23 protein-coding genes are annotated in these 22,012 nt (G+C 74.4%); 11 read left to right on the forward strand and 12 right to left on the reverse strand.

Annotation, left to right across the window (positions count from 1 at the left end; translation table 11 throughout):
• The first annotated feature begins 117 nt into the window (after positions 1-117).
• Positions 118-546 carry an STAS domain-containing protein gene (locus AC4H2G_RS03080; RefSeq protein ID WP_494364286.1) on the forward strand — a complete coding sequence of 143 codons (429 nt, stop codon included), beginning with the start codon at positions 118-120 and terminating at the stop codon, positions 544-546.
• Positions 547-668: 122 nt separating this feature from the next.
• On the opposite strand, the gene fbaA is transcribed toward AC4H2G_RS03080, so the two are convergent.
• Together fbaA and AC4H2G_RS03090 are read right to left on the reverse strand one after the other, a co-directional pair.
• Positions 669-1,691 (reverse strand): class II fructose-bisphosphate aldolase, encoded by a 1,023-nt coding sequence (gene fbaA, locus AC4H2G_RS03085; RefSeq protein WP_494364287.1) that lies wholly within the window; start codon positions 1,689-1,691, stop codon positions 669-671.
• A gap of 70 nt (positions 1,692-1,761) precedes the next feature.
• Positions 1,762-2,430, reverse strand: coding sequence for a TrmH family RNA methyltransferase (locus AC4H2G_RS03090; protein ID WP_494364288.1), 669 nt, complete (start codon positions 2,428-2,430; stop codon positions 1,762-1,764).
• A 101-nt stretch (positions 2,431-2,531) separates the two neighbouring features.
• On the opposite strand from AC4H2G_RS03090, the gene AC4H2G_RS03095 reads away from it, so the two are divergent.
• Both AC4H2G_RS03095 and AC4H2G_RS03100 read left to right on the forward strand, forming a co-directional pair.
• Positions 2,532-3,365, forward strand: a complete 834-nt coding sequence (locus AC4H2G_RS03095; protein ID WP_494364289.1) for a VTT domain-containing protein — start codon at positions 2,532-2,534, stop codon at positions 3,363-3,365.
• The gene (locus AC4H2G_RS03100) at positions 3,362-4,147 is read left to right on the forward strand and encodes an HAD-IIA family hydrolase (RefSeq protein ID WP_494364290.1); all 786 of its coding nucleotides are present in this window, start codon (positions 3,362-3,364) and stop codon (positions 4,145-4,147) included. The genes AC4H2G_RS03095 and AC4H2G_RS03100 overlap by 4 nt, the downstream gene beginning before the upstream one ends.
• A 26-nt stretch (positions 4,148-4,173) precedes the next feature.
• On the opposite strand, the gene pyrE is transcribed toward AC4H2G_RS03100, so the two are convergent.
• From pyrE to AC4H2G_RS03115, 3 genes are all read right to left on the reverse strand, one after another.
• Positions 4,174-4,749 (reverse strand): orotate phosphoribosyltransferase, encoded by a 576-nt coding sequence (gene pyrE / locus AC4H2G_RS03105; RefSeq protein ID WP_494364291.1) that lies wholly within the window; start codon positions 4,747-4,749, stop codon positions 4,174-4,176.
• Between the two features lie 19 nt (positions 4,750-4,768).
• Complete coding sequence (locus tag AC4H2G_RS03110) at positions 4,769-5,590, reverse strand: hypothetical protein (protein WP_494364292.1); 822 nt, start codon at positions 5,588-5,590, stop codon at positions 4,769-4,771.
• A gap of 73 nt (positions 5,591-5,663) precedes the next feature.
• Entirely contained in the window at positions 5,664-6,428 is a 765-nt protein-coding gene (locus AC4H2G_RS03115; RefSeq protein WP_494364293.1) for an SDR family NAD(P)-dependent oxidoreductase, read from the reverse strand.
• 79 nt (positions 6,429-6,507) lie between these two features.
• Between AC4H2G_RS03115 and AC4H2G_RS03120 the strand changes: the two genes are divergently transcribed.
• The 3 genes from AC4H2G_RS03120 (at position 6,508) to AC4H2G_RS03130 (ending at position 8,864) form a co-directional block, all read left to right on the forward strand.
• The gene (locus tag AC4H2G_RS03120; protein ID WP_494364294.1) at positions 6,508-7,299 is read left to right on the forward strand and encodes an exodeoxyribonuclease III; all 792 of its coding nucleotides are present in this window, start codon (positions 6,508-6,510) and stop codon (positions 7,297-7,299) included.
• Between the two features lie 69 nt (positions 7,300-7,368).
• Positions 7,369-8,016 carry a DUF4190 domain-containing protein gene (locus tag AC4H2G_RS03125; protein WP_494364295.1) on the forward strand — a complete coding sequence of 216 codons (648 nt, stop codon included), beginning with the start codon at positions 7,369-7,371 and terminating at the stop codon, positions 8,014-8,016.
• A 2-nt stretch (positions 8,017-8,018) separates the two neighbouring features.
• Complete coding sequence (locus AC4H2G_RS03130) at positions 8,019-8,864, forward strand: DUF4190 domain-containing protein (protein ID WP_494364296.1); 846 nt, start codon at positions 8,019-8,021, stop codon at positions 8,862-8,864.
• 26 nt (positions 8,865-8,890) lie between these two features.
• Here the strand turns inward: AC4H2G_RS03130 and AC4H2G_RS03135 are convergent, their stop codons facing one another.
• Entirely contained in the window at positions 8,891-9,553 is a 663-nt protein-coding gene (locus AC4H2G_RS03135; RefSeq protein ID WP_494364297.1) for a TetR/AcrR family transcriptional regulator, read from the reverse strand.
• Positions 9,554-9,874: 321 nt separating this feature from the next.
• Between AC4H2G_RS03135 and AC4H2G_RS03140 the strand changes: the two genes are divergently transcribed.
• Positions 9,875-11,665 (forward strand): cellulase family glycosylhydrolase, encoded by a 1,791-nt coding sequence (locus AC4H2G_RS03140; protein ID WP_494364298.1) that lies wholly within the window; start codon positions 9,875-9,877, stop codon positions 11,663-11,665.
• Positions 11,666-11,701: 36 nt separating this feature from the next.
• On the opposite strand, the gene AC4H2G_RS03145 is transcribed toward AC4H2G_RS03140, so the two are convergent.
• A complete protein-coding gene (locus AC4H2G_RS03145; protein ID WP_494364299.1) occupies positions 11,702-12,580 on the reverse strand; it encodes a peptidoglycan-binding domain-containing protein in 879 nt (292 codons plus the stop codon).
• A gap of 291 nt (positions 12,581-12,871) precedes the next feature.
• Here AC4H2G_RS03145 and AC4H2G_RS03150 point away from each other — a divergent pair, with 291 nt between their 5' ends.
• The 4 genes from AC4H2G_RS03150 to AC4H2G_RS03165 all read left to right on the forward strand — a co-directional run bounded on the left by AC4H2G_RS03150 (position 12,872) and on the right by AC4H2G_RS03165 (position 16,653).
• Entirely contained in the window at positions 12,872-13,585 is a 714-nt protein-coding gene (locus AC4H2G_RS03150) for an ABC transporter ATP-binding protein (RefSeq protein WP_494364300.1), read from the forward strand.
• Positions 13,585-14,457 (forward strand): hypothetical protein, encoded by an 873-nt coding sequence (locus AC4H2G_RS03155; protein ID WP_494364301.1) that lies wholly within the window; start codon positions 13,585-13,587, stop codon positions 14,455-14,457. Before AC4H2G_RS03150 ends, AC4H2G_RS03155 begins: the two co-directional genes overlap by 1 nt.
• A 142-nt stretch (positions 14,458-14,599) precedes the next feature.
• Positions 14,600-15,997, forward strand: coding sequence for a sensor histidine kinase (locus tag AC4H2G_RS03160; protein WP_494364302.1), 1,398 nt, complete (start codon positions 14,600-14,602; stop codon positions 15,995-15,997).
• A complete protein-coding gene (locus AC4H2G_RS03165) occupies positions 15,994-16,653 on the forward strand; it encodes a response regulator (RefSeq protein WP_494364303.1) in 660 nt (219 codons plus the stop codon). The genes AC4H2G_RS03160 and AC4H2G_RS03165 overlap by 4 nt, the downstream gene beginning before the upstream one ends.
• 6 nt (positions 16,654-16,659) lie before the next feature.
• Here the strand turns inward: AC4H2G_RS03165 and AC4H2G_RS03170 are convergent, their stop codons facing one another.
• The 5 genes from AC4H2G_RS03170 to clpB form a co-directional block, all read right to left on the reverse strand.
• Positions 16,660-17,376 carry a YqjF family protein gene (locus tag AC4H2G_RS03170; protein ID WP_494364304.1) on the reverse strand — a complete coding sequence of 239 codons (717 nt, stop codon included), beginning with the start codon at positions 17,374-17,376 and terminating at the stop codon, positions 16,660-16,662.
• Positions 17,373-17,495 carry a hypothetical protein gene (locus AC4H2G_RS03175; protein ID WP_494364305.1) on the reverse strand — a complete coding sequence of 41 codons (123 nt, stop codon included), beginning with the start codon at positions 17,493-17,495 and terminating at the stop codon, positions 17,373-17,375. Before AC4H2G_RS03175 ends, AC4H2G_RS03170 begins: the two co-directional genes overlap by 4 nt.
• A 74-nt stretch (positions 17,496-17,569) precedes the next feature.
• Entirely contained in the window at positions 17,570-18,082 is a 513-nt protein-coding gene (locus AC4H2G_RS03180; RefSeq protein WP_494364306.1) for a hypothetical protein, read from the reverse strand.
• 25 nt (positions 18,083-18,107) lie between these two features.
• Positions 18,108-19,094, reverse strand: coding sequence for a diacylglycerol/lipid kinase family protein (locus AC4H2G_RS03185; protein WP_494364307.1), 987 nt, complete (start codon positions 19,092-19,094; stop codon positions 18,108-18,110).
• Positions 19,095-19,243: 149 nt separating this feature from the next.
• Positions 19,244-21,871 carry an ATP-dependent chaperone ClpB gene (clpB, locus tag AC4H2G_RS03190; protein WP_494364308.1) on the reverse strand — a complete coding sequence of 876 codons (2,628 nt, stop codon included), beginning with the start codon at positions 21,869-21,871 and terminating at the stop codon, positions 19,244-19,246.
• Positions 21,872-22,012 lie beyond the last annotated feature (141 nt).

Consider the following 22,012-nt stretch of genomic DNA (forward strand, 5'->3'; position numbering starts at 1 on the left):
TGGCGGTCGCATCTGGCTGCACACGCTCCGGTCGCGTTACTGTCCCGACTGGACATTCAACCGTAGATTGGTGCTTCCCGAGACCGGAACGGTCCTGGAGCCGCTGAAAGGAGCGCCGTGCGCGAAGGTACCTCCTCGTCCGCCGACCGGCCGGTCGGCGTCGCCGGTGACCCTGCACGGTCGGGCGACCCGGCGAGCGTGCACGTCATCGTGGGCACCACCCGTGCCCGCATCGTCCTGTCGGGAGAGATCGACGCCGACCTGGGCGCGGACCTCCAGGAGGCGACCGCCGCCGCCGAGGACTCGGGGCTGCCCGTCGAGATCGACGCGCACCACGTGACGTTCATGGACTCGTCGGGCGTCGCCTTCCTCGCCCGCCTGGCGTCGCGCGGCCCGCACCGTGTCCGCGTGCTCCGCGCACCGCCGACCGTCCGGTTCCTCCTCGAGGTGACCCGCATCGGCGAGCTGCTCGACATCGTCGACACGGACCCGGGCTTCGACCTCGAGGAGCCCGCCGCCGACGGGCCGGGCACGCCCGGCTCCTGACCGGCGCGCGTTCCTGACCGGCACCGAGACGTGCGAGAAGGCCCCCGGTCCGCAGACCGGGGGCCTTCTCGTATCGCGCGCCCGACCTAGGGCGGCGAGGTGCGGCGGGACCGCCGGGGGTGTCAGCGGAGCTTGTTGCCCGCCGAGCGCAGCTGCTGCGCGGCCTCGACGATGCGGGCGGCCATGCCGGCCTCGGCCAGCTTGCCCCAGGCGCGCGGGTCGTAGGCCTTCTTGTTGCCCACCTCGCCGTCGATCTTCAGCACGCCGTCGTAGTTGCCGAACATGTGGCCGACGACGGGGCGCGTGAACGCGTACTGCGTGTCGGTGTCGATGTTCATCTTGATGACGCCGTGGTCGACCGCCTCGGAGATCTCCTCGGCCGTGGAGCCCGAGCCACCGTGGAACACGAGGTCGAACGGGTTCTCCTTGCCGATCTCCGCGCCGACCGTCTTCTGGATCTCGGCGAGGATCGACGGGCGCAGCTTCACGGCGCCCGGCTTGTACACGCCGTGCACGTTGCCGAACGTGAGGGCCGTCAGGTAGCGGCCCTTCTCGCCGGCGCCGAGCGCGCGGACCGTCGCGAGGCCGTCCTCGGCCGTGGTGTACAGCTTCTCGTTGATCTCGGCCTCGTGGCCGTCCTCCTCGCCGCCGACGACGCCGACCTCGATCTCGAGGATCGTGCGGGCCGCCTGCGAGAGCTCGAGGAGCTCCGCGGCGATGACGAGGTTCTCGTCCAGCGGGATGTCCGAGCCGTCGAACATGTGCGACTGGAACGTCGGCAGGCCGCCGTTCTTCACCTGCTCGGCCTCGATCTGCAGGAGCGGACGGACCCAGGAGTCGAGGTTCTTCTTGACGCAGTGGTCCGTGTGGATCGCGATCTGCACGGGGTAGCTCTTCGCGACCTCGGCCGCGTACGCGGCGAGCGCGAGCGAGCCGGAGATGCGGTCCTTGACCGTCGAGCCCGACGCGTACTCGGCGCCACCCACCGAGACCTGGATGATGCCGTCGGACTCCGCCTCGGCGAAGCCCTGGAGCGCGGCGGTGATGGTCTGCGACGACGTGATGTTGACGGCCGGGTAGGCGAACTTGCCTGCCTTCGCCCGGTCGATCATGTCGGCGTAGACCTCGGGGGTTGCGATGGGCATGCGGAGCTCCTGGGGAGTCGTGCGGGGTGGTGTTGTCGGTCAAAGTCTGGCACGGATGGCCGCAGGGCCGTCAGGGCCGTTCGACCTGTGGTCCCCCGGCGTCCGTGTGCTGCACGACCCACGAGTGCATCGCGATCGCGGCGGCCGCGCCCGCGTTGAGCGAGCGCGTCGAGCCGAGCTGCGTGATGTGCAGGACGGCCTCGCTCGCCGCGACGGCCTCGGGCGTGAGCCCCGAGGACTCCTGGCCGAGCAGCAGGACGCACGTGCGCGGCAGCGCGAAACCCTCGATCGGCACCGAGCCCGGGACGTTGTCGACGCCGAGCACGGGGAGTCCCTCGGCCTCCGCCCACGCCGCGAGGTGCCCGACGTCGGGATGGTGGTGCACGTGCAGGTAGCGGTCGGTGACCATCGCGCCGCGCCGGTTCCAGCGCCGTCGGCCGACGACGTGCACCCCCGCCGCGTTGAACGCGTTCGCCGTGCGCACCACGGACCCGATGTTGAGGTCGTGCGCCCAGTTCTCGATCGCGACGTGGAAGAAGCGGTCCGCGGGCCGACGGGCGTCCAGGTCCGCGACGACCGCCTCCACCGTCCAGTAGCGGTAGCCGTCGACGACGTTGCGCCGGTCGCCGTGCTCGAGCAGCTCGGGGTCGTACCGCGGGTCGGTCGGCCACGCTTCCCGGCCGCCCGGCCACGGGCCGACGCCGACCTCGCGCTCGTCGTCCGCCGCGCTCGCCGTCATGCGGGACATTGTGCCCCGGGGCGGGCGGACGCCGAGGACGCGGGCGCGGCGTCCGCCCCGCACACCGGTCCGTGGGCCCTCCCCCGCTAGGCTGAGGCCCCGTGAGCACCCTTCCTGAGCTCGTCGGCGCGCTGCCCGACGGCGTCGCACACCTCGCCGCCGCCGGCACGGGCGGGCACGTCGTCGCCCTCGGGCCGGACTGGATGGACCCGCAGTCGCTCATCGACCGGTTCGGGGACGCTGCGCTCGTCGGCATCGTGCTGGTCGTCTTCATCGAGACGGGTCTGCTCTTCCCGCTCCTGCCGGGCGACTCGCTGCTGTTCACGGCGGGTGCGCTCGTCGCGCAGGACTCGCTGCAGATCAGCCTGCCGCTGCTGCTCGCGCTGCTCTTCGCCGCGGCGTTCCTCGGCGACCAGACGGCGTACCTCATCGGGCGGACCGCCGGTCCGAAGATCTTCGACAAGCCGGACTCCCGGTTCTTCAAGCGCAAGTACATCGACCAGACCAACGTCTACTTCGAGCGCTACGGCGGGCGCACGATCGTCATCGCACGGTTCGTGCCCATCGTCCGCACGTACGCGCCGGTCGCCGCAGGCGTCGGTCGGATGGACTACAAGCACTTCGTCGGCTTCAACCTGCTCGGCGCGCTCCTGTGGGCCGTGGGCCTCACGGTGCTCGGCTACCTCCTGGGCAACCTCGCGTTCGTGCGCGAGAACATCGAGGCGCTCGTCCTGCTCATCGTCGCGCTGTCGGTCCTGCCGATGGTCGTCGAGGTGTGGCGCGCACGCCGCGCCGCGCGGCGCGAGCCGGAGCCCGTCCTCGAGCAGGTCGCCGACGTCGTCACCGGTCAGCACCTCGCCGGCGACGCGGACCCGACCACCGGCCCGCGGGCGGACGAGGCCGCGGACGGCACCACGACGGAGGGCGCACGATGACGAATCAGCCGACGCGGACGATCTCGAGCTGGCTCACCGACATGGACGGGGTCCTCGTGCACGAGGGCCACGCGATCCCCGGCGCGGCCGAGTTCGTCAAGGCGCTCCGCGACAAGGGGCGCCCGTTCCTCATACTCACGAACAACTCGATCTTCACGGCGCGCGACCTGCGGGCCCGGCTCGCGACGTCGGGCATCGAGGTGCCCGAGGAGGCGATCTGGACCTCGGCGCTCGCCACGGCGCAGTTCCTGCACGACCAGATCCCGGGCGGCAGCGCGTACGCCGTCGGGGAGGCAGGCCTCACGACGGCGCTCTACGAGGCCGGCTACACGCTCACGGAGTCCGACCCGGACTACGTGGTGCTCGGCGAGACGCGCACCTACTCGTTCGAGGCGATCACCAAGGCGATCCGGCTCGTCCTCGGCGGCGCGCGGTTCATCTGCACCAACCCGGACACGACCGGCCCGTCGCAGCAGGGGCCGCTCCCCGCGACCGGCGCCGTCGCGGCGATGATTACGTCCGCGACGGGCCGCAAGCCGTACTTCGTCGGCAAGCCGAACCCGATGATGTTCCGGTCCGCGCTCAACCGCATCGACGCGCACTCGGAGACCACCGCGATGATCGGCGACCGCATGGACACCGACGTCGTCGCGGGCATCGAGGCGGGCCTGTACACGTACCTCGTCATGACGGGCTCGACCCGCATGTCCGAGGTCGACCGCTTCCCGTTCCGGCCGAGCAAGGTCGTCGACTCGGTCGCGGACCTCGTCGACCTGGTCTGACCGGACCCGTCGACCGGCCCGTCCGGTCAGGCGAGCCCGAGGTCCTCCAGGCTGAAGAGGTAGTGGTACGGCACGCCGAGCGCCTCGATCTTCTCGCCCGCGCCCGTCGCGCGGTCGACGATCGTCGCGACGCCCACGACCTCGCCACCGGCGGCGCGCACGGCCTCGATCGCGGCGATGGGCGACCCGCCCGTGGTCGTGGTGTCCTCCACCACGACGACGCGGCGACCCACGACGTCGGGCCCCTCGATCTGGCGCTGCATCCCGTGCGCCTTCGCGGCCTTGCGCACGACGAACGCGTCGAGGTCCTGGCCGCGCGACGCCGCAGCGTGCAGGAGCGCCGTCGCGATGGGGTCCGCACCGAGCGTCAGCCCGCCCACGGCGTCGACCTCGGCCGTCCCGAGTCCCCGCTCCTCGAGGAGGTCCAGCAGCTGGTGCCCGATGAGCGGCGCGGCGCGGTGGTGCAGCGTCACGCGGCGCAGGTCGACGTAGTAGTCCGCCTCCTTGCCCGAGGAGAGCGTGACCTTGCCGTGCACGACGGCGAGATCGCGGATGAGGTCGAGCAGCTGCTCGCGCGGGGTCGAGGAGAGATCGGTAGTCACGACCGCCAGAGTAGTCGGGTCACCCGCGACCGGGCGTGCCCCAGTCCGGGGCGTCGGACACGGCCCGCCCCGGCGACCCGGCGGCAGGCGCGGACGGCGGCATCCCGTCGGCGGCCGAGAGGCCGCTCCGCACGAGGGCCACGAGGTCCCGGGAGACGGCCGCGACGTCGGTCGACGTGCACACGAACGCGTACGCCCCGTCGAGCACGATCCGCTCGCCGCGCAGCGACGACGACATGAGCAGGCCCCGCACGTCGGGACCGAGGAACCGTCGCGTCCGCTCGCCGTCCACGCCACGGATGGTCCACGCCTTGTCGACCTCGGGGTCGCCGACCTCGATCTCCCCGCCGGTCACCCGGTTCATGAGACCGCCCAGGACACCCTCCGGCTTGAGGTCGAGCCGCGGCACGACACCACCGGTCTCGACCGCGATGATCGGGGCGGCTCGCCGGACGACGACGCGCCGGCGCGACGAGTCCGTCCCGATGCCGGAGCCCTCGTACTCGTGCGTGTGCCACTCGTACGTGAACGCGGTGACCGGGTGCCCCTGCACGGTGCCCCGTAGGACGTCGACCGCGCCGCGCTCGAACCCGTCGGCGGCGAACGGCCCGCCGCGGTACCGGTCGACGAGCGAGTCGTCGCGCGCGGTGCGCTGCCAGCTCGCGTCCGGCGCCCGGAGCACGCTCGGCCCGCTCTCCGCGCCTCCCCGACCGCGCCCGGTGACACCACGGACCAGTCGCACGATCGCCGACCCGAAGATCAGGACGGCAGCCGCTCCGATGATGATCGGTACGACGGTGAACATGCTCGACATCTCGCCGAACCCCACGTCGGGTCCCACGACCTCCCCCTCCCGCCCAGGGGTCGGTCGCCCCCGCGCGCCGCTCACCCTAGCGGTGCGCGACGCTCCACCGTCAGCGGTACCGACCGATGGCCCGCACGGCCGAGCGAGGCATCGCGCGCAGCGCCGCGGAGGCGAGCCGGTAGCGGGTCGACGGCGTCGAGATGACGACGCCGCGACGCACGTCCGCGAGCGCCGTGGCGACGACGCGGTCGGCGTCGAGCCACGCGACGTCGGGCAGACCGGACATGTCGATGCCGGCGCGCTCGTGGAACTCGGTGTACGTGAACCCCGGGCACAGCACGGTGGCGCTCACGCCGGTGCCGGCGAGCTCGACCGCGAGGCCCTCGGTGAACGTGCGGACCCACGCCTTCGCGGCGGCGTACGTGCCGCCCGCGGTGAGCGCGGCGACGGACGCGACGTTGAGGATCGCGCCGCGTCCCCGCACGGTCATCTGCCCGGCGGCGGCGTGCGACAGGACGAGGACGGCCCGGACCATGACGTCGAGGGCGCCGAGCTCGACGTCGAGGTCCCCGCCCACGAAGCGCTGGTGCGTCGCGAAGCCCGCGTTGTTGACGAGGAGGCCGACCGGGCGCTCCTCGCCGTCGCCCGAGGCGGCGAGGCGCTCCGCGACCCGGGCCACGTCGTCGGGCACGGTGAGGTCCGCCGGCAGCACCTGGACGTGGACGCCCGCGGCGGCCCGGATCTGCCCGGCGACCTCGTCCAGGCGCGCCTCGTCGCGCGCGACGAGGACCAGGTCGTGCCGCGCCGTGGCGAGCTGCCACGCGAACTCCAGGCCCAGTCCGGCGCTCGCGCCGGTGATGAGTGCTGTCGCCATGGCCACAGCCTACGGTCGCGGCGACGGCCGGGCGTCCGGGGATGCCGGCGTGCGGCCCTGCGCGCCTAGGCTGGTCCTCGTGCGCCTCGCGACCTGGAACATCAACTCGATCCGTGCCCGCGTCGACCGGGCGGTCGCGTTCCTCGAGAGGTCGGGCACGGACGTCCTGGCGCTCCAGGAGACCAAGTGCACCGACGTGCAGTTCCCGGCCGGTCCGTTCGAGGACGCCGGGTACGAGGTGGCGCACGTCGGCGTGAACCAGTGGAACGGGGTCGCGGTCGTCTCGCGCGTCGGCCTGGACGACGTCGAGACGTCCTTCCCCGGTCAGCCCGCCTTCGGGGACCCGGCCCGGGTCGAGGCGCGCGCGCTCGGCGCGACGTGCGGGGGCGTGCGCGTGTGGAGCCTGTACGTGCCGCACGGGCGCGAGGTCGGCGACCCGCACTACGCGTACAAGCTGCGCTGGCTCGACGAGCTGCGCGACCGGGCCGCGGGCTGGCTGGCGGACGACCCCTCGGCGCAGGTCGCCCTAGTCGGCGACTGGAACGTCGCGCCGCTCGACACGGACGTCTGGGACGTCGCGAAGTTCGCGGGCAAGACGCACGTGACGCCCGCGGAGCGCGACGCGTTCGCGGCGTTCGGCGCCGCGGGGTATACCGAGGTCACGCGCGAGGCGATCCCCGCGGAGCGCACCTACACCTACTGGGACTACCAGCGCCTGCGCTTCCCCCGGAACGAGGGCATGAGGATCGACTTCGCCTACCTGTCGCCCGCGGCGCGCGCCCGCGCGACCGGCGTCGTGATCGACCGGGACGAGCGCAAGGGCAAGGGCGCGTCCGACCACGTCCCCGTCGTCGTCGACCTCGCCGACTGACCCGCGACCTCTCCACAGCCCTGTGGGCGCCCACCGCGGCCCACCGCCCGGACGACTTACGGTGTGACCATGACGACGCCGCCCGTCCCGCCGTACGGCTCCCCGGACGACACCCCGGACCCGTACGCGCCCCGTCGCCCGCAGCAGCAGCCCTGGTCGCCGTACGACCTCCCCTCCGAGGACGACGCTGTCACCCCGGCAGCGCCGCCGGCCGGCGGCGCCGCTCCTGGCGCCGGTGCCGACGGGTTCGCTCCGCCGTCGGGAGCGCTGGCCACGTCCTCGGGACCGGCCTCGCCGTACGGTCCGGGCTCCTCGGCGCCGTACGGGACGCCACCCGGCACGACGCCGTACCCCGGGTCGGGCGACCCGGCGGCGGGCTACCCCCCGCCGGGCTATCCGCCGCCCGGCTATCCCCCGCCGGGCTACGGCCCGGCGTACGGCCCGGCGTATCCGGGCGCGTACGGACAGCCGTACGGCCTCGTGACGCCGACGAACGGGCTCGCGGTCGCGTCGATGGTGGTCTCCGTCGCGAGCCTCTTCCTGTGCCTCGGCCTCACGGGCGTCGTCGGGCTCGTCCTGGGGATCGTCGCGCTGAACCAGGTGATGCGTGACGGCAAGCGCGGCAAGGGTTTCGCGATCGCGGGGATCGCCGTCGGCGCGGTCGGCACGGTCGTCCTGGGGCTCCTGCTCGTCGGCATCGCCTCGGACGGGGTCTGACCGTGGGCGACGACCTCTTCGCGCCGCCCGACGGCCGGCCGCACCACCCGCCGACGCCCGGGCCCTCGGGAGGGTCGCCGGACGCGCCGCCGGCCGGCGCGCCCGCGCCCTCTGCCGGACCGGTGCCCCTGCCCCCGCCCTCGCCCTCGCCCTCGCCCTCCGGCGACAGCGTCGCCGCGCGCGGCGACGCGGCGAACCGTCCGACGACGGCGAACGGCTTCGCGGCCGAGACGTACTACGCGCCCGGGTGGGCGCCGCCTCCCCCGCGCACAGAACCGCTGGCCGTGGCGAGCGTGCCGGCGGGGCTCCTCCTCGGTCCCGTCGGGATCGGCCTGGGCGGCGCCGCGCTGTCCCGGGTCCGCGCGCACCGGACGCGCGGGCGCGGGCTCGCGCTGACCGGGATGGCCGTCGGCGCGGCGGTCACGCTCGGGTGGGTCGTCGGCGGGCTCGCCTGGTGGCAGGGCGAGCAGGCGCGGACCCCGCTCGCGGGCGACGTGAGCGAGCCCGCGACCGTGAACGCCCGGCAGCTCGTGCTCGGCAGCTGCCTCGACGAGCTGCCGCCCGACGGACAGGTCGTGCGCGTGCGCGTGGTCCCGTGCGCGGACGAGCACCGCGCGCAGGTCGTCGCGCGCACCGACTTCGGCGCCGACGAGGTCTGGCCCGGGCAGGACGCCGTCGAGCGCCGCGTCGCCCGCGTGTGCGGTCCGGAGGCGCTCGGCGGCGCCGCGCCCGAGGACGTCGAGCGCGTCGTGTGGGCACCGACCGAGGCGTCGTGGCGCGACGGCGACCGCACCGGCCTGTGCCTCGCCGCGAGCGACGAGCCGCTGCCGGCGGATCTCCTCGGCTGAGAGCCAGCCGCCCCCGGCGGTGGCCCTCAGTCGGCGAGGATCAGCCGGAGGTACGCCCGGAGGTCTGCAGCCATGTCGACCCGCCCCTCCTCGTCGCTGTCGAGCGAGAGCAGCCACTGGACCTGCAACCCGTCCATGAGGGCGACGACGTGGCGGGCGGCGACGGCGGCGTCGACGCCGTCCCGCAACCGCCCGGCGTCGGCGTACCGCTGCAGCCCGTCCCGGATGGCGGCGACGGTCGTGGCGTACCGCCGGACGAAGTACTCGTGCGCGGGGTGGTCCGACGACGTCGCCTCCGCCGCGAGGGCCGTGAACAGCTCGACCACGGGGCGGCGCAGGCTGTTGCGCTCGACCAGTGCGACGAGCGCGTCGGCGTAGTCGGTGCCCCCCTCGATCTCCTCCCCGACCTCCGACCGGTCGACGACGTCACGGTGCTCGAGCACGGCCTCGAGCAGCGACACCTTCGTCGGGAAGTGGTGCAGGAGCCCGGGGTGCGACATCCCGACGCGGGAGGCGAGCTCGCGCAGCGACGCCGAGTGGTACCCGACCTCGCCGAAGAGCTGGATCGCCGCCTGGAGGATCTGCTCGCGCTTGGCCCGCCCTTTCGCGTACCCGCGTGCGGGGTCCGCGGGACCGAACCGGCGGCGCCCGCCACCTACCCGGACCGTCCCGGTCGTCGCGCTCGTCATCGCCTGCTCCATCCGTCGTCCGTCCTGCGAACCTTACCGACCGGAAAGCGGGTGTCGGGGGGCCGTCACGGTTCCGCGGGGGTCCACCGGCGCTCCGACGCGCGCCCGGCGGGGCGAAGCGGTTCGAGCCGTCCGCCCGCTCGGCCCGATCTGCCCCTTGCCCCACGGTACGTCGTCCCCTACGGTGACCATCGAAGCGCTTCGACCGCACAGCCGCGGCGAGGCGTGCCAGACCGGGGGCGACGGATCCGCCGCCCCCGACGGACCGCTCGCCGGAGAGCACCCCGACGGGCGACGGACTGCGCGACGAAGGGCATCCCCGTGACACCATCCCGACCCACCCGCCTCCTGGCGCTCGCCGCGACCGTCGCAGTCGCGGCGTCCCTCGCGGCTCCCGCGACCGCGAGCGCCGGCACCACGACGAGCACCGCCATGAGCACCGGCATCTCCGGGGCCGTCGCCGCGGACCTCGGCACGAAGCGACCGGCCCCGACGCCGTCCGCGGACCAGATCGTCGCCGCGATGCAGCCCGGCTGGAACCTCGGGAACTCGCTCGACGCCGTCGGCACGGACGAGACCGCCTGGGGCAACCCCGTCATCACGCGCGAGCTCCTCGACGAGGTCGAGGACCAGGGCTTCGAGAGCGTCCGCCTCCCGGTGACGTGGGGCCAGCACCAGGGCCCCGCCCCGGACTACACGATCGACCCCGCCGTGCTGGACCGGGTCGAGCAGGTCGTGGACTGGGCGGTCGACGAGGACCTCTCGGTGCTCCTCGACGTCCACCACGACTCGTGGATGTGGACGCACCAGATGGGCACCGACCACGACGCCGTCCTCGCGCAGTTCAGCGCGACGTGGGAGCAGCTCGCCGAGCGGTTCCGCGACCAGCCCCGCACGGTGCTCTTCGAGAGCATCAACGAGCCGCAGTTCGCGGGCGTCGACGACGCGACCGCCTACGCGCTGCTCGACGAGCTCAACACCGTGTTCCACGACGTCGTGCGCGCGTCCGGCGGCCGCAACGCGGACCGCGTGCTCGTGCTGCCCACGCTCCACACCAACGCCGACCAGGGCCGTCTGGACGCGCTCGTCGAGACGTTCGACGCGCTCGACGACCCGGACCTCGCGGCGACGTTCCACTACTACGGCTACTGGCCGTTCAGCGTGAACGTCGCAGGCGGCACGCGGTTCGACGACGTGGCCCGGGCCGACATGGACGGGACCTTCGCGCGCGTCCACGACACGTTCGTCGCACAGGGGATCCCGGTGATCCTCGGCGAGTACGGGCTCCTCGGCTTCGACCGGCACACCGGCACGATCGAGCAGGGCGAGAAGCTCAAGTTCTTCGAGCGGCTGGGCCACCAGGCCCGGACGACGAGCATCACGACGATGCTGTGGGACAACGGCCAGCACCTCGACCGGACGGCGCTCACGTGGAGCGACCCCGAGCTCTTCGGCCACATCTCGACGAGCTGGGACCGGCGCTCCGGGACGGCGTCCACGGACCAGGTGTTCGTCCGCGCGGGCGCGGTGACCGCGCAGACGGTCGTGCTCGAGCCGAACGGCACGCGCTTCCGGGACCTGTACGACGGGAAGAGGAAGCTCAAGGAGGGACGGGACTACACGCTCGTCGGGAACGACCTGACCCTCTCGGCCGCGCTCCTCGACCGCCTCGCGGGCGACGGCACCCTGGGCACGCGGACCGACCTGCGCGTGAAGTACGCGGGCGGGCTGCCCTGGTGGATCGAAGTGGTCGGCGCCGACGTCCCCGTCCTGGGCGACGCGACCGGCACGACGGACGACTTCGCCGTCCCGACGCAGTTCCGCGGCGACCGCCTCGCGACGATGGAGGCGCGCTACGCCGACGGGACGAACGCCGGCCCGCACGGGTGGACGGCGTTCAAGGAGTTCGACGTGGCGTTCGCGCCGGACGCGGCGGCCGAGGAGATCGTCCTGCGGCCCGCGTTCTTCGCCGAGGTGACCGACGGGGCCCCCGTGACCCTCACGTTCCACTTCTGGAGCGGCGAGGTCGTCGAGTACGTCGTCCAGCGCGACGGCACCGCGGTCACGGGCACCGCGGTCACGGGCACCGCAGCCACAGGCACCGCGGGCTGACCCGCGCGGCGGCGGGGCCGACCGACAGGACGTCCGTCAGTCGGCCCCGACGCTGGCTGCGGTCGGCACCGAGCGGTCTACCTGCTCCGACTGCACGGACGGCACCGACGACGCAGCGCCCTCGCTGTTCGTCGTGGAGCCGGGCGAGGTCGGTTCGGTGGGCGTCGTCGGCTCCGTCGGCTCCGTCGTGGGCGGCGGGGTCGGGTTCGTCGCCTCGCCGCCGGACTCCTCCGGCGCGGCGGCGAGCGCCGCACGCGTCTCGGCACCGACCCGGCCGTCGGCCGTGAGTCCGTGCGCCTCCTGGAAGTCGCGCAGCGCGACGACGGTCGCGTCGTCCAGGGTCCCGGTGACCTCGACGTCGATCCCGTGGATTCGCAGGCGCTCCTGGACCCACGTGGCCGTGGGGGCGTCGGGCTCCGTGGTGGGGCCGGGGGCGGGCGTGGCCGTGGGCGTCGGGGCCGGGGTCGGTGACGCGCTCCCGGTCGGGGCCGGGGCCGGTTCGACGACGGGCGGTGCGGCGGGCGTCTCGGCCGGCCGGTCGGGGGTCGACGACGGACGCGGCGCCGGGCGCGGCGCCGGTTGCTCGTCCTCCGGCTCGGGAGGAGGGATCCGGGTGACGACGGGACGCGGCTCGTCCGGGCGGGGCACGACCGCCGGGTCCGCCCCGGCGTCCCAGTCCTCGGCCGCGCTCGCCGGGACGACGACGGGCGGCGACCCACCGGTCGCGGCGCCGACCATACCGGCCGCCGCGACGAGGATCGTCACGGCACCGGCGCCGGCGACGACCGCACCCCAGGGCAGGGTCGAGCGCGACCCGCGACCGGCTCCGCGGTGGCTCGCGGCGGGCGCTCCGGTGACGGGGCGGTCCGGGGAGTCCGGTCGGGACTCGTCGGTCAGATCGGGACGGCGGTGCACCTCGCCTCCTTCCAGCGCGGTCGGGACCGACGGACGGTGCAGCACGCAGCGCACCGAGCGGTCGTGTCGGGTTCACCAGACTGCCCCATGCCCGCCCGCCCTGTCACGCCCGCCGCCGTGACCTGCGCCGACGCCGGCACGGCCACCCGGCGGCCGGGCGTCGAGCCCGTCGGGGTCCGCCGGAGGTCGCAAGCCGGGTTCCCCCACGCGGCCCAAGACGCCACGTGGCGGCCCCCGCGAGCCTGGTGTCACCGCACGGAGAGCCCGTGCGGCCCACCGGAAGGGGACGCTGTGACTGCTGTCCAGATCACGGGGTTGCGCAAGTCCTTCGGCGCGTTCGACGCCGTCCACGACGTGACCTTCGCGGTCGAGCCGGGACGCGTCGTCGGGCTCCTCGGGCCGAACGGCGCCGGCAAGACCACGACGCTGCACGTGCTGCTCGGACTCGCGGCGGCGACCGCCGGCAGTGCGACGGTCCACGGGCGCGCCTACCACGACCTGCCCGACCCGGCCCGCACCGTCGGCGCGCTCCTCGACGCCGGGGGTCTGCACCCCGGCCGCACGGGACGCGACCACCTGCGCGTGCTCGCCGCAGCCGGACATCTCCCGGCGCGGCGCGTCGACGAGGTGCTCGCGCTCGTCGGCATGACGCCCGCGGCCGACCGTCGGGTGCGCACCTACTCGCTCGGGATGCGCCAGCGCCTCGGCCTCGCGGCCGCGCTGCTCGGCGACCCGCAGGTGCTCGTGCTCGACGAGCCGGCCAACGGCCTCGATCCCGCGGGGATGCGCTGGCTGCGCGACCTCCTGCGGGGGTTCGCCGACGACGGCGGTGCCGTGCTGCTCGCGAGCCACGTGCTGTCCGAGGTGCGCCAGGTCGCCGACGACCTCGTCGTGATCGGGCAGGGGCGCGTCGTCGCCGACGGCCCGCTCGACGTCCTCGTGAGCGACCGCTCTCTCGAGGACTACTACCTCGACCTCACCGCGACGACCGAAGGAGTCCGCTGATGTACCGCGCCGAGATCCTCAAGCTCCGCACCACGCGCGCCGCGTGGGTGATCGGGGCGGTCGCCCTCGCCGGGATGCTGCTCGTCCAGGGCTTCCTCGTCGCCCTCCCCCGCGTCCTCGGGAGCCTCGGGTCGCTGGACGGGGCCGCCTCGGGCCTGCCCGCCGACCTCGCCCCCGACCTCTCGTCGCTCGCCGACCCGACGCAGGCCGCGTTCCAGCGGACGGTCCTCGACGTGCTCGCGACCGGTGGCGGCAGCGGCGGGTCGACCGGGATCACCGCGGTCTGCATGCTGCTGCTCGGCGTCCTCGCCGTGACCACGGACTTCCGCACCGGCGGCATCGTCCCCACGGCGCTCGTGCAGCCCTCGCGGGTCCGCGTGCTCGCGGGCAAGGCGGGAGCGACGGCGACCGTCGCGCTCGTCGTCGGCGTCACGCTCGCCGTCGTGAGCGCCGCCGGTCTCCTCGTCGCGATCGCGACGACGCCGGGCGCGCGCCTCGAGCTGTCGCCCGCGGAGGTCCTCGGCATCTGGGGCCGCGGCCTCGTCGTGCTCGTGCTCCTCGCGTGGTTCGGGCTCGCGGTCGGCACGCTCGTGCGTCACCAGGTCGCGGCGGTCGTCGCCGTCGGGGCGCTCGCGCTCGTCGAGCCGATCGTCCAGGCGGTCGTGACGCTGCTCTCGGGCGGGCAGTCCGCCGCCGCGTCGTGGCTCCCGCTCGGCCTCGCGTCGCTCGCGACGACAGGGCAGGGCGCGGGCGAGCTCCTCGGCGGGAGCGCGCCGTTCGGCGTGGCCGCCGCGCTCGCGGGGCTGTGCGTGTGGGTCGCCGTGCTGCTCGGCAGCGGTGCATTGACGTTCCGGCGGCGCGACCTCGTGTGACCCGCCGTTCGCTCACCGAGATCGGTCGGTCGGCGTGACATCGGTCCTTCCTCGGACCGATCTCACGCCGAGCGACCGATCTCGCAGCACGACGCCTAGGGTGAGCGCATCGCCCTCCCGCCCGCCGACCCCGGAGACGTCCGTGACCCTGACCCTGCGCCGCTGGCTCGCCGCTCTCGGCGTGCGCACCGAGGGCGGGCGCGACGCCGTCCTCGCCGGCGTCGTCGCGCTCGTGAGCGTCGCGCTCTTCCTCGGGACCGAGCGGGTCGTCGCGTCCGAGGCGGGGACCGTGTTCGGTGCGGGCCCGGACGTCGTGGTCGTCACGGCGGCCGAGCGCGTCGCCGTCCTGGCGGTGATCGTCGCGCAGGCCGCGTGTCTCGTCGTGCGACGCCGGTTCCCGGTCGTGTGCCTCGCGCTCACCGTCGCCGGACAGGTCGCGCTCGTCGCGATCCTGCCGTCGTACGTCTCGTTCCAGGGTCCGGCGACGCTCGTCGCCGCGTACTCCGCGGGCGCGTACGCGCCGCGCCGGCGGGGCCTCGTCGCCGCGGCGGTGGCCGCCGTCGGGCAGGCGCTGCTCCTGTTCGCGCTCGGCGGGGTGGGAAACCTGGGCACGAGCGGCGCCGCCTATGCCGCACAGGCGTCGGGGGCGCTCCTCAACGCGCTCGCGACCTACCTCGTCGCGGCGCTCGTCGGGGAGTACGTGGCGACGCGGCGCTCGCTGCTCGCCGAGCTGCGCGACCGGGTGCACCGCGCAGAGCGCGAGCGCGAGGCCCTGGCCGCGAGCGCCGTCCTCGAGGAGCGGGGGCGCATGGCGCGCGAGCTGCACGACGTCGCCGCCCACCACCTGTCCGGCATCGTCGTGCAGGCCGCTGCTGCGGAGCGCCTCGTCGACCCGGACCCCGAACGGGCGAAGGAGTCGATGCGCCGCATCCGCGCGCAGGGCCGCGAGACGCTCGACAACCTGCGCCTCGTCGTCGGCCTGCTGCGCGGGTCCGGTGCCGCCGAGCCCACGCCGCAGCCGACCCTCGCGGACCTGCCCGCGCTGCTCGACGACGCGCGCTCGACGGGCGCGGTCGTGCACGACGAGGTGCGGGGCGACCCGTGGGACCTGTCGCCGACCGCCCAGCTCACCGTGTTCCGGGTGCTCCAGGAGGCCCTGTCGAACGCGCGCCGGCACGGCCCCGGCCGGCCCGTCGAGGTGCTCCGCGAGTACGGCCCGACCGAGCTCGTCCTCACCGTCCGCAACGCGCTCCCCCCGAGCGCCCCCGCGCCGGCGGGCGGGCCACCGGGGCACGGCGTCATCGGCATGACGGAGCGCGCCACGATGGTCGGCGGCACGCTGTCCGCCGGGCTCCGGCCCGACGGCGCGTGGCGCGTCCGCCTGACCGTCCCCCGGCCCGGTCCGGTGGACCGGCGCGCCGCTCCCGCGCGTCGCACCACGACCACGGGCCCCGCCTCCGCATCGGCGTCAGCCGCCGTACCCGCTGCCGACCTCGCTCCCGAGCTCGCTCGCGACCCCACCACCTTGGAGACCCCGTGACCCGTGTCGTGCTCGTCGACGACCAGGCCGTCGTGCGCGCCGGCTTCACCGTGATCCTCGAGAGCGAGGGCCTGGAGGTGGTCGGGGAGGCGTCCAACGGCGCGGACGCCGTGCGCGTCGCCCGCCGCGAGCGGCCGGACGTCGTGTGCATGGACGTGCGCATGCCGGGTGGCGACGGGATCACGGCGACGCGCGCGCTCGCCGGGCCGGACGTCGTCGACCCCGTGCCCGTGCTCGTCGTCAGCACGTTCGACCTCGACGACTACGTGTTCGGCGCGCTCGAGGCCGGCGCGAGCGGGTTCCTGCTCAAGGACGCGGAGCCCGACGTGCTCGTCGAGGCCGTGCGGCGCGTCGCGTCCGGGGACGGGCTCGTCGACCAGTCGCTGACGCGCCGCGTCATCGACGAGTTCGCCCGCCGCCGCTCCCCCGCGACCCGGGACGAGCTCGCGGCCGGGCTGCTCACCGCGCGCGAGCATGACATCGTCGCGCTGCTGTGCCGCGGGTCGTCGAACGCCGAGATCGCGACGGCGCTCTTCCTCGAGCCGAGCACCGTGAAGTCCCACCTGAGCCGGATCATGACGAAGACCGGCGCGCGCGACCGCGTGCAGCTCGTCGTGTGGACGTACGAGCGCGGGATCGTCACGCCCGGGGTGTGACCGCCGTCAGAGGGGCCGCGGGAACCCGAGGCGCGCGTGGACCGGCCGGGCGGCGACATGGACGAGCGGCGGCTCCGCCGGCAGCGCGAGGCCGAGGCGCCGGAGGGCGTCGGTCGCCAGACGGTCGACGCTCCCGCGCCGCAGCGTCCACGGCTCGTGCTCGACGGGGATCCGCCACGTGCGCCCCGCGCGCACCGCGTACGCGGCCCAGCGCGCGGTGAGCCACCGCACCAGGCCCGACGACGCGTCCACCTCCTCGTGCGCGCGCACCTGGGCGTCGAACCGCACGGGCGCGGTGCGCGACGTCGCGGCGAACCGGTACCGCCGGACGTCGCCCGCGTCGTCGGGCACGGCCGCGCGGCACCGGTGGTACGGCACCCCCGCGACGCGTGCCGCCGCGACGAACGCGGCGCGCTCGCACCAGAGCGCGTCGAACCACACTCCCTCACCGCCCGCGGCGTCCCGCACGTAGACGCGCAGGTTGAGCTCGCCGAACGTCGACCAGCCCGGGACGGCGGGCAGCGGCCCGAGGCGCACGTCCTCCATGCGGAACGGCACGAGGCCGACGTAGGTCGCGCCGTCGTACGTCTGCACCCGCAGGTCGCGGGGCAGCACACGCTGCACGACGATCGGGTCGACCGGCCAGTGCAGGAAGCTCAGCGCCGCCCACCGCTGGGTCGTGACGGGGAGCCGGACGGGGGCGTCCGGGACGGCGGTCGTCACGCGTCGCGCGCCCCGAGCCCCGCCGCCTCGGCGGCGACGCGCAGGTCGGCGGCGCCGTCGGGGACGCACTCCTGCGCGCCGGGACGGCGTGGCGTGGTCGCTGCGCCGGACGGGCTCATCGCCCCACCGTGCGCCCGACCGTGGCGCTTCGCACCCTCACGTCGTCGTGTGCGCCGGCCGGCGTCGGAGCGGTTCAGAAGGTCCGCAGGATCACGCCCTGGAGGAGACCCAGCACGACGCTCACGATCGCCGCCGCCCCGAGCGCCGTGCCCGCGGCCGCGAAGCCCGTCCCCGGCGCGCGCCGGACGAGCACGACGAGCCCCGTGACCACCGCGACGAGCGCGAGGACCACGGACAGGATGCCGTGCCCGGCCTGGAGGGCGACGTACGACGTCGAGGTGAAGCTCATCGACCGGATCACGACGGGCAGCGCGAGCGTGTAGACGGCGCCGACGAGCACCGTCGCGACGCCTGCCCAGAACGACACGAGCGCGAGTCCCGAGCGGCGCGGCGGGGCGGACGGTCCGGTCGGCCCGGTCGGAGAGCGGACGCCGTCGTACGCGCCCGGCGGGTACGCCCCGCCGTCGTACGCGCCTGGAGGGTACGCCCCGCCGTCGTACGCGCCTGGAGGGTACGCCCCGCCGTCGTGCGGCCTGGACCCCGCGCCGTACGGCGACGCGGGAGGTGGGGGCTCGGGATGGCTCATGGGGACATCCTGCCGGAACGCGGCGTCAGCCCTTCTTCGGGCCGCCCGCGGCGAGATCCTCGGACTCCTCGGGCTGGTAGACGCACACCACGAGCGCGTCCGGGCGGACGCTCAGGTCGAGCCGCTCGGACGGCTCGATGACGTCGCCGTCGAGCTGTCGCGGCTGCGGCCGATCCGAGATGATGGAGATCTCCCGGCCGCGCACGACCTCGCGGCTCGGCACCCGGCTCTTGCCGCGCACGACGCCCCAGAGCAGCTGGACCCAGTGCTTGACGTTGCGCGGCGCGATGATCGCGACCTCGAGCTGACCGTTGTCGGGCTCCGCGTCGGGGAGGAGGTTCGTCCCGGCCTGGAGCCTGCCGACGTTCCCCACCACGACGGTCCGCGCACGACGGCGACGGGTCGTGCCGTCGACCGTCACCTCGAGGTGCATCTCGTCGTCGGCGAGGTGCTTGAGGGCGGAGAACACGTAGGCGAGCGACCCGGCACGCGCCTTGAGGGCGGTGGGCGCGTCGTCCATCATCGCGGCGTCGAGACCCATCCCGGCCATGACGGCGAACACCTGGCCGTCGACCGCGCCGACGTCGATCGTCCGGCGCCCTCCGTCGAGCGCGAGACGGATGCCGTCGACCGAGTCGGTCGGGATCCCGAGGTTCGTCGCGAGCAGGTTGCCGGTGCCGCCCGGGAGGATCGCGAGCGCGGCGCCCGTCCCCGCGAGCCCTTCGATACAGGCGCGCACCGTGCCGTCGCCGCCGGCGACGAACACGACCTCGGCGCCGTCCTCGACGGCCTGACGCGCCTGGCCCGTCCCCGGGTCCTCGGCGGTGGTGTCGAACCAGGCGGGCTCGGGCCAGCCCGCCGCGGCGAGCGCGTCGGCGATCTCCTGGCGGAGGTCGTCGACCCCCTCGACCCGGTTCGGGTTGACGATCACCGCCGAGCGCAACGGCCTGCTGTCCTTCCGCTGCTCGGCGGCGGACTGGACGGTCTCTGAGGTCTCCGGGTGGTTGGCCACACCTGAGTATGGCGAGATCGTCGTCGGCGCGCACCGACAGGGGTGCACCGCGACGGTTCGGCAGCCCGAGCGCAGTTCGGCAGCACGAGCACCGTTCGGCAGCACGAGCTGCCGACGACGCGACCGGGCCGCCGAACCGTCGCCGGGCGTCAGGCGGTGAGGACCTCCGTGGCGAGAGCGAGGCCCCCGCCGTCGGGGTCGCGGTCCACCCGCACGACGTCGCCGTCCACGACGTCGCCCGCGAGGAGCATCCGCGCGAGGCGGTCGCCGATCTCGCGCTGCACGAGGCGGCGCAGCGGACGTGCCCCGTAGGCGGGGTCGAAGCCCTCGAGCGCGAGCCACTCGCGCGCCGCGGGCGTCACGTCGAGCGTGATCCGCCGGTCGGCGAGGCGCGCCGCGAGGTGCTTCACGCTGAGGTCCACGATCCGGCCCAGCTCCTCGAGGTTCAGCGGGTCGAACACGATGACGTCGTCCAGCCGGTTGAGGAACTCCGGCTTGAAGCTCGCGCGGACGGCGCCCATGACGGCCTCGTGCTTCGCGGCGTCCTCGAGCATCGGATCCACGAGGAACTGCGAGCCCAGGTTCGACGTCAGCACGAGGAGGACGTTGCGGAGGTCGACGGTGCGGCCCTGGCCGTCGGTGAGGCGGCCGTCGTCGAGCACCTGGAGCAGGATGTCGAAGACCTCGGGGTGCGCCTTCTCGACCTCGTCGAGCAGCACGACCGAGTACGGCCGACGGCGTACGGCCTCGGTGAGCTGGCCGCCCTCCTCGTAGCCCACGTACCCGGGGGGCGCCCCGACGAGCCGGGCCACCGAGTGCTTCTCGGAGTACTCCGACATGTCGATGCGCACCATCGCGCGCTCGTCGTCGAACAGGAAGTCTGCGAGCGACTTCGCGAGCTCGGTCTTGCCGACGCCGGTCGGGCCGAGGAAGAGGAACGAGCCCGTGGGGCGGTCCGGGTCGGCGACGCCCGCGCGCGAGCGACGGACCGCGTCGGACACCGCGGACACCGCCGCGCGCTGCCCGATGAGGCGCTCGCCGATGACCTCCTCCATGTGCAGGAGCTTCTCGGACTCGCCCTGGAGCATGCGGCCCGCGGGGATGCCCGTCCACGCCGAGACGACCTCGGCGATCTCGTCCGCGCCGACCTTGTCCGCGATCATCGGCGCGCTGTCCACACCGCCGACCGCGTCGGCCGCGTCCTCCGCGGCCTCCGCACGCTCGGCCTCGTCCACCTCCCGCTGCACCTGCGGGATCTCGCCGTACTGCAGGCGGCCCGCGGTCTCCAGGTCACCCTCGCGGATCGCGCGCTCGACCTGGACGCGCAGCTCGTCGAGCTTCGCGCGCAGGTCGCCGACGCGGTTGTGCCCGGCCTTCTCGGCCTCCCACCGCGCGGTGAGCGACGCGAGCTCCTCCCGGCGGTCGGCGAGGTCGGCGCGCAGGCGCTCGAGCCGCTCGAGGCTCGCGGGGTCGGTCGACTCGGAGAGCACGACCTCCTCCATCTCCAGACGCGTCACCGCGCGCTGCAGCTCGTCGACCTCGACGGGCGACGAGTCGAGCTCCATGCGCAGGCGCGACGCGGCCTCGTCGACGAGGTCGATCGCCTTGTCGGGGAGCTGGCGGCCGGTGATGTACCGGTCCGACAGCGTCGCGGCGGCGACGAGCGCGGAGTCCGCGATCGTCACCTTGTGGTGCGCCTCGTACCGCTCCTTGAGCCCGCGCAGGATCGCGACCGTGTCCTCGACCGACGGCTCGCCGACGAAGACCTGCTGGAAGCGGCGCTCGAGCGCCGGGTCCTTCTCGACGTGCTCGCGGTACTCGTCGAGCGTCGTGGCGCCGACGAGGCGCAGCTCGCCGCGCGCGAGCATGGGCTTGAGCATGTTGCCCGCGTCCATCGAGGAGTCAGATCCCGAGGCGCCGGCACCGACGACGGTGTGCAGCTCGTCGATGAAGGTGACGACCTCGCCGTCGGACGACCGGATCTCCTCCAGCACGGCCTTGAGGCGTTCCTCGAACTCGCCACGGTACTTCGCGCCCGCGACCATGCTCGCGAGGTCCAGGGAGATGAGCCGCTTGCCCTGGAGCGACGTCGGGACGTCGCCCGCGACGATGCGCTGCGCGAGGCCCTCGACGACGGCCGTCTTGCCGACGCCCGGCTCACCGATGAGGACGGGGTTGTTCTTCGTGCGGCGCGACAGCACCTGGATCACGCGGCGGATCTCGGAGTCGCGACCGATCACGGGGTCGAGACGGCCGTCGGCGGCGGCGGCCGTGAGGTCGGTGCCGTACTGCTCGAGCGCCTTGTACGTGCCCTCGGGGTTCGGGCTCGTCACGCGCGCGCTCCCCCGGACCGCGGGCAGCGCGGAACGCAGCGCGTCGGCCGGCGCGCCGGCCTGCTGGAGGATCGTCGCGGCCTGGGACGACCCGGCGGCGAGGCCGATGAGCAGGTGCTCCGTCGACACGTACTCGTCGCCGAGGCCCTGCGCCTCCTTCGCCGCGTTCTCGAGCACCGCGGACGTGGCCCGCGACGGCTGGGGCTGCACGACGGCGGAGCCGCTCACCGTGGGCAGCGCGACGAGCGCGGCGCGCAGCCGCTGGCCGATCGCCTGCCGGTCCGCGCCGACGGCGTCGAGCAGCCCGACGGCGACGCCGCCGTCCTGGGCGAGCAGCGCCGCCAGGAGGTGGGTCGGCTCGAGCTGGGGGTTGCCGGCAGCGGTGGCGGTCTGGATCGCGTCGCCGATCGCCTGCTGCGACATGGTGGTGAACTTCGTCTCCATCGGGGCTCCGGTGGTTGATCAGGGGACAGGGTCTGACCAGTGGAACGGTCCTCAAGTTGAGTGTATTCCGCTCAACTTCGATCGCCGACCGTGCCGGCGAAGCACTGCGGACGCAGAGGATGAAGTCGCCGGACGTTCGTC

This window comes from Cellulosimicrobium sp. BMG9.23 (assembly GCF_059159985.1).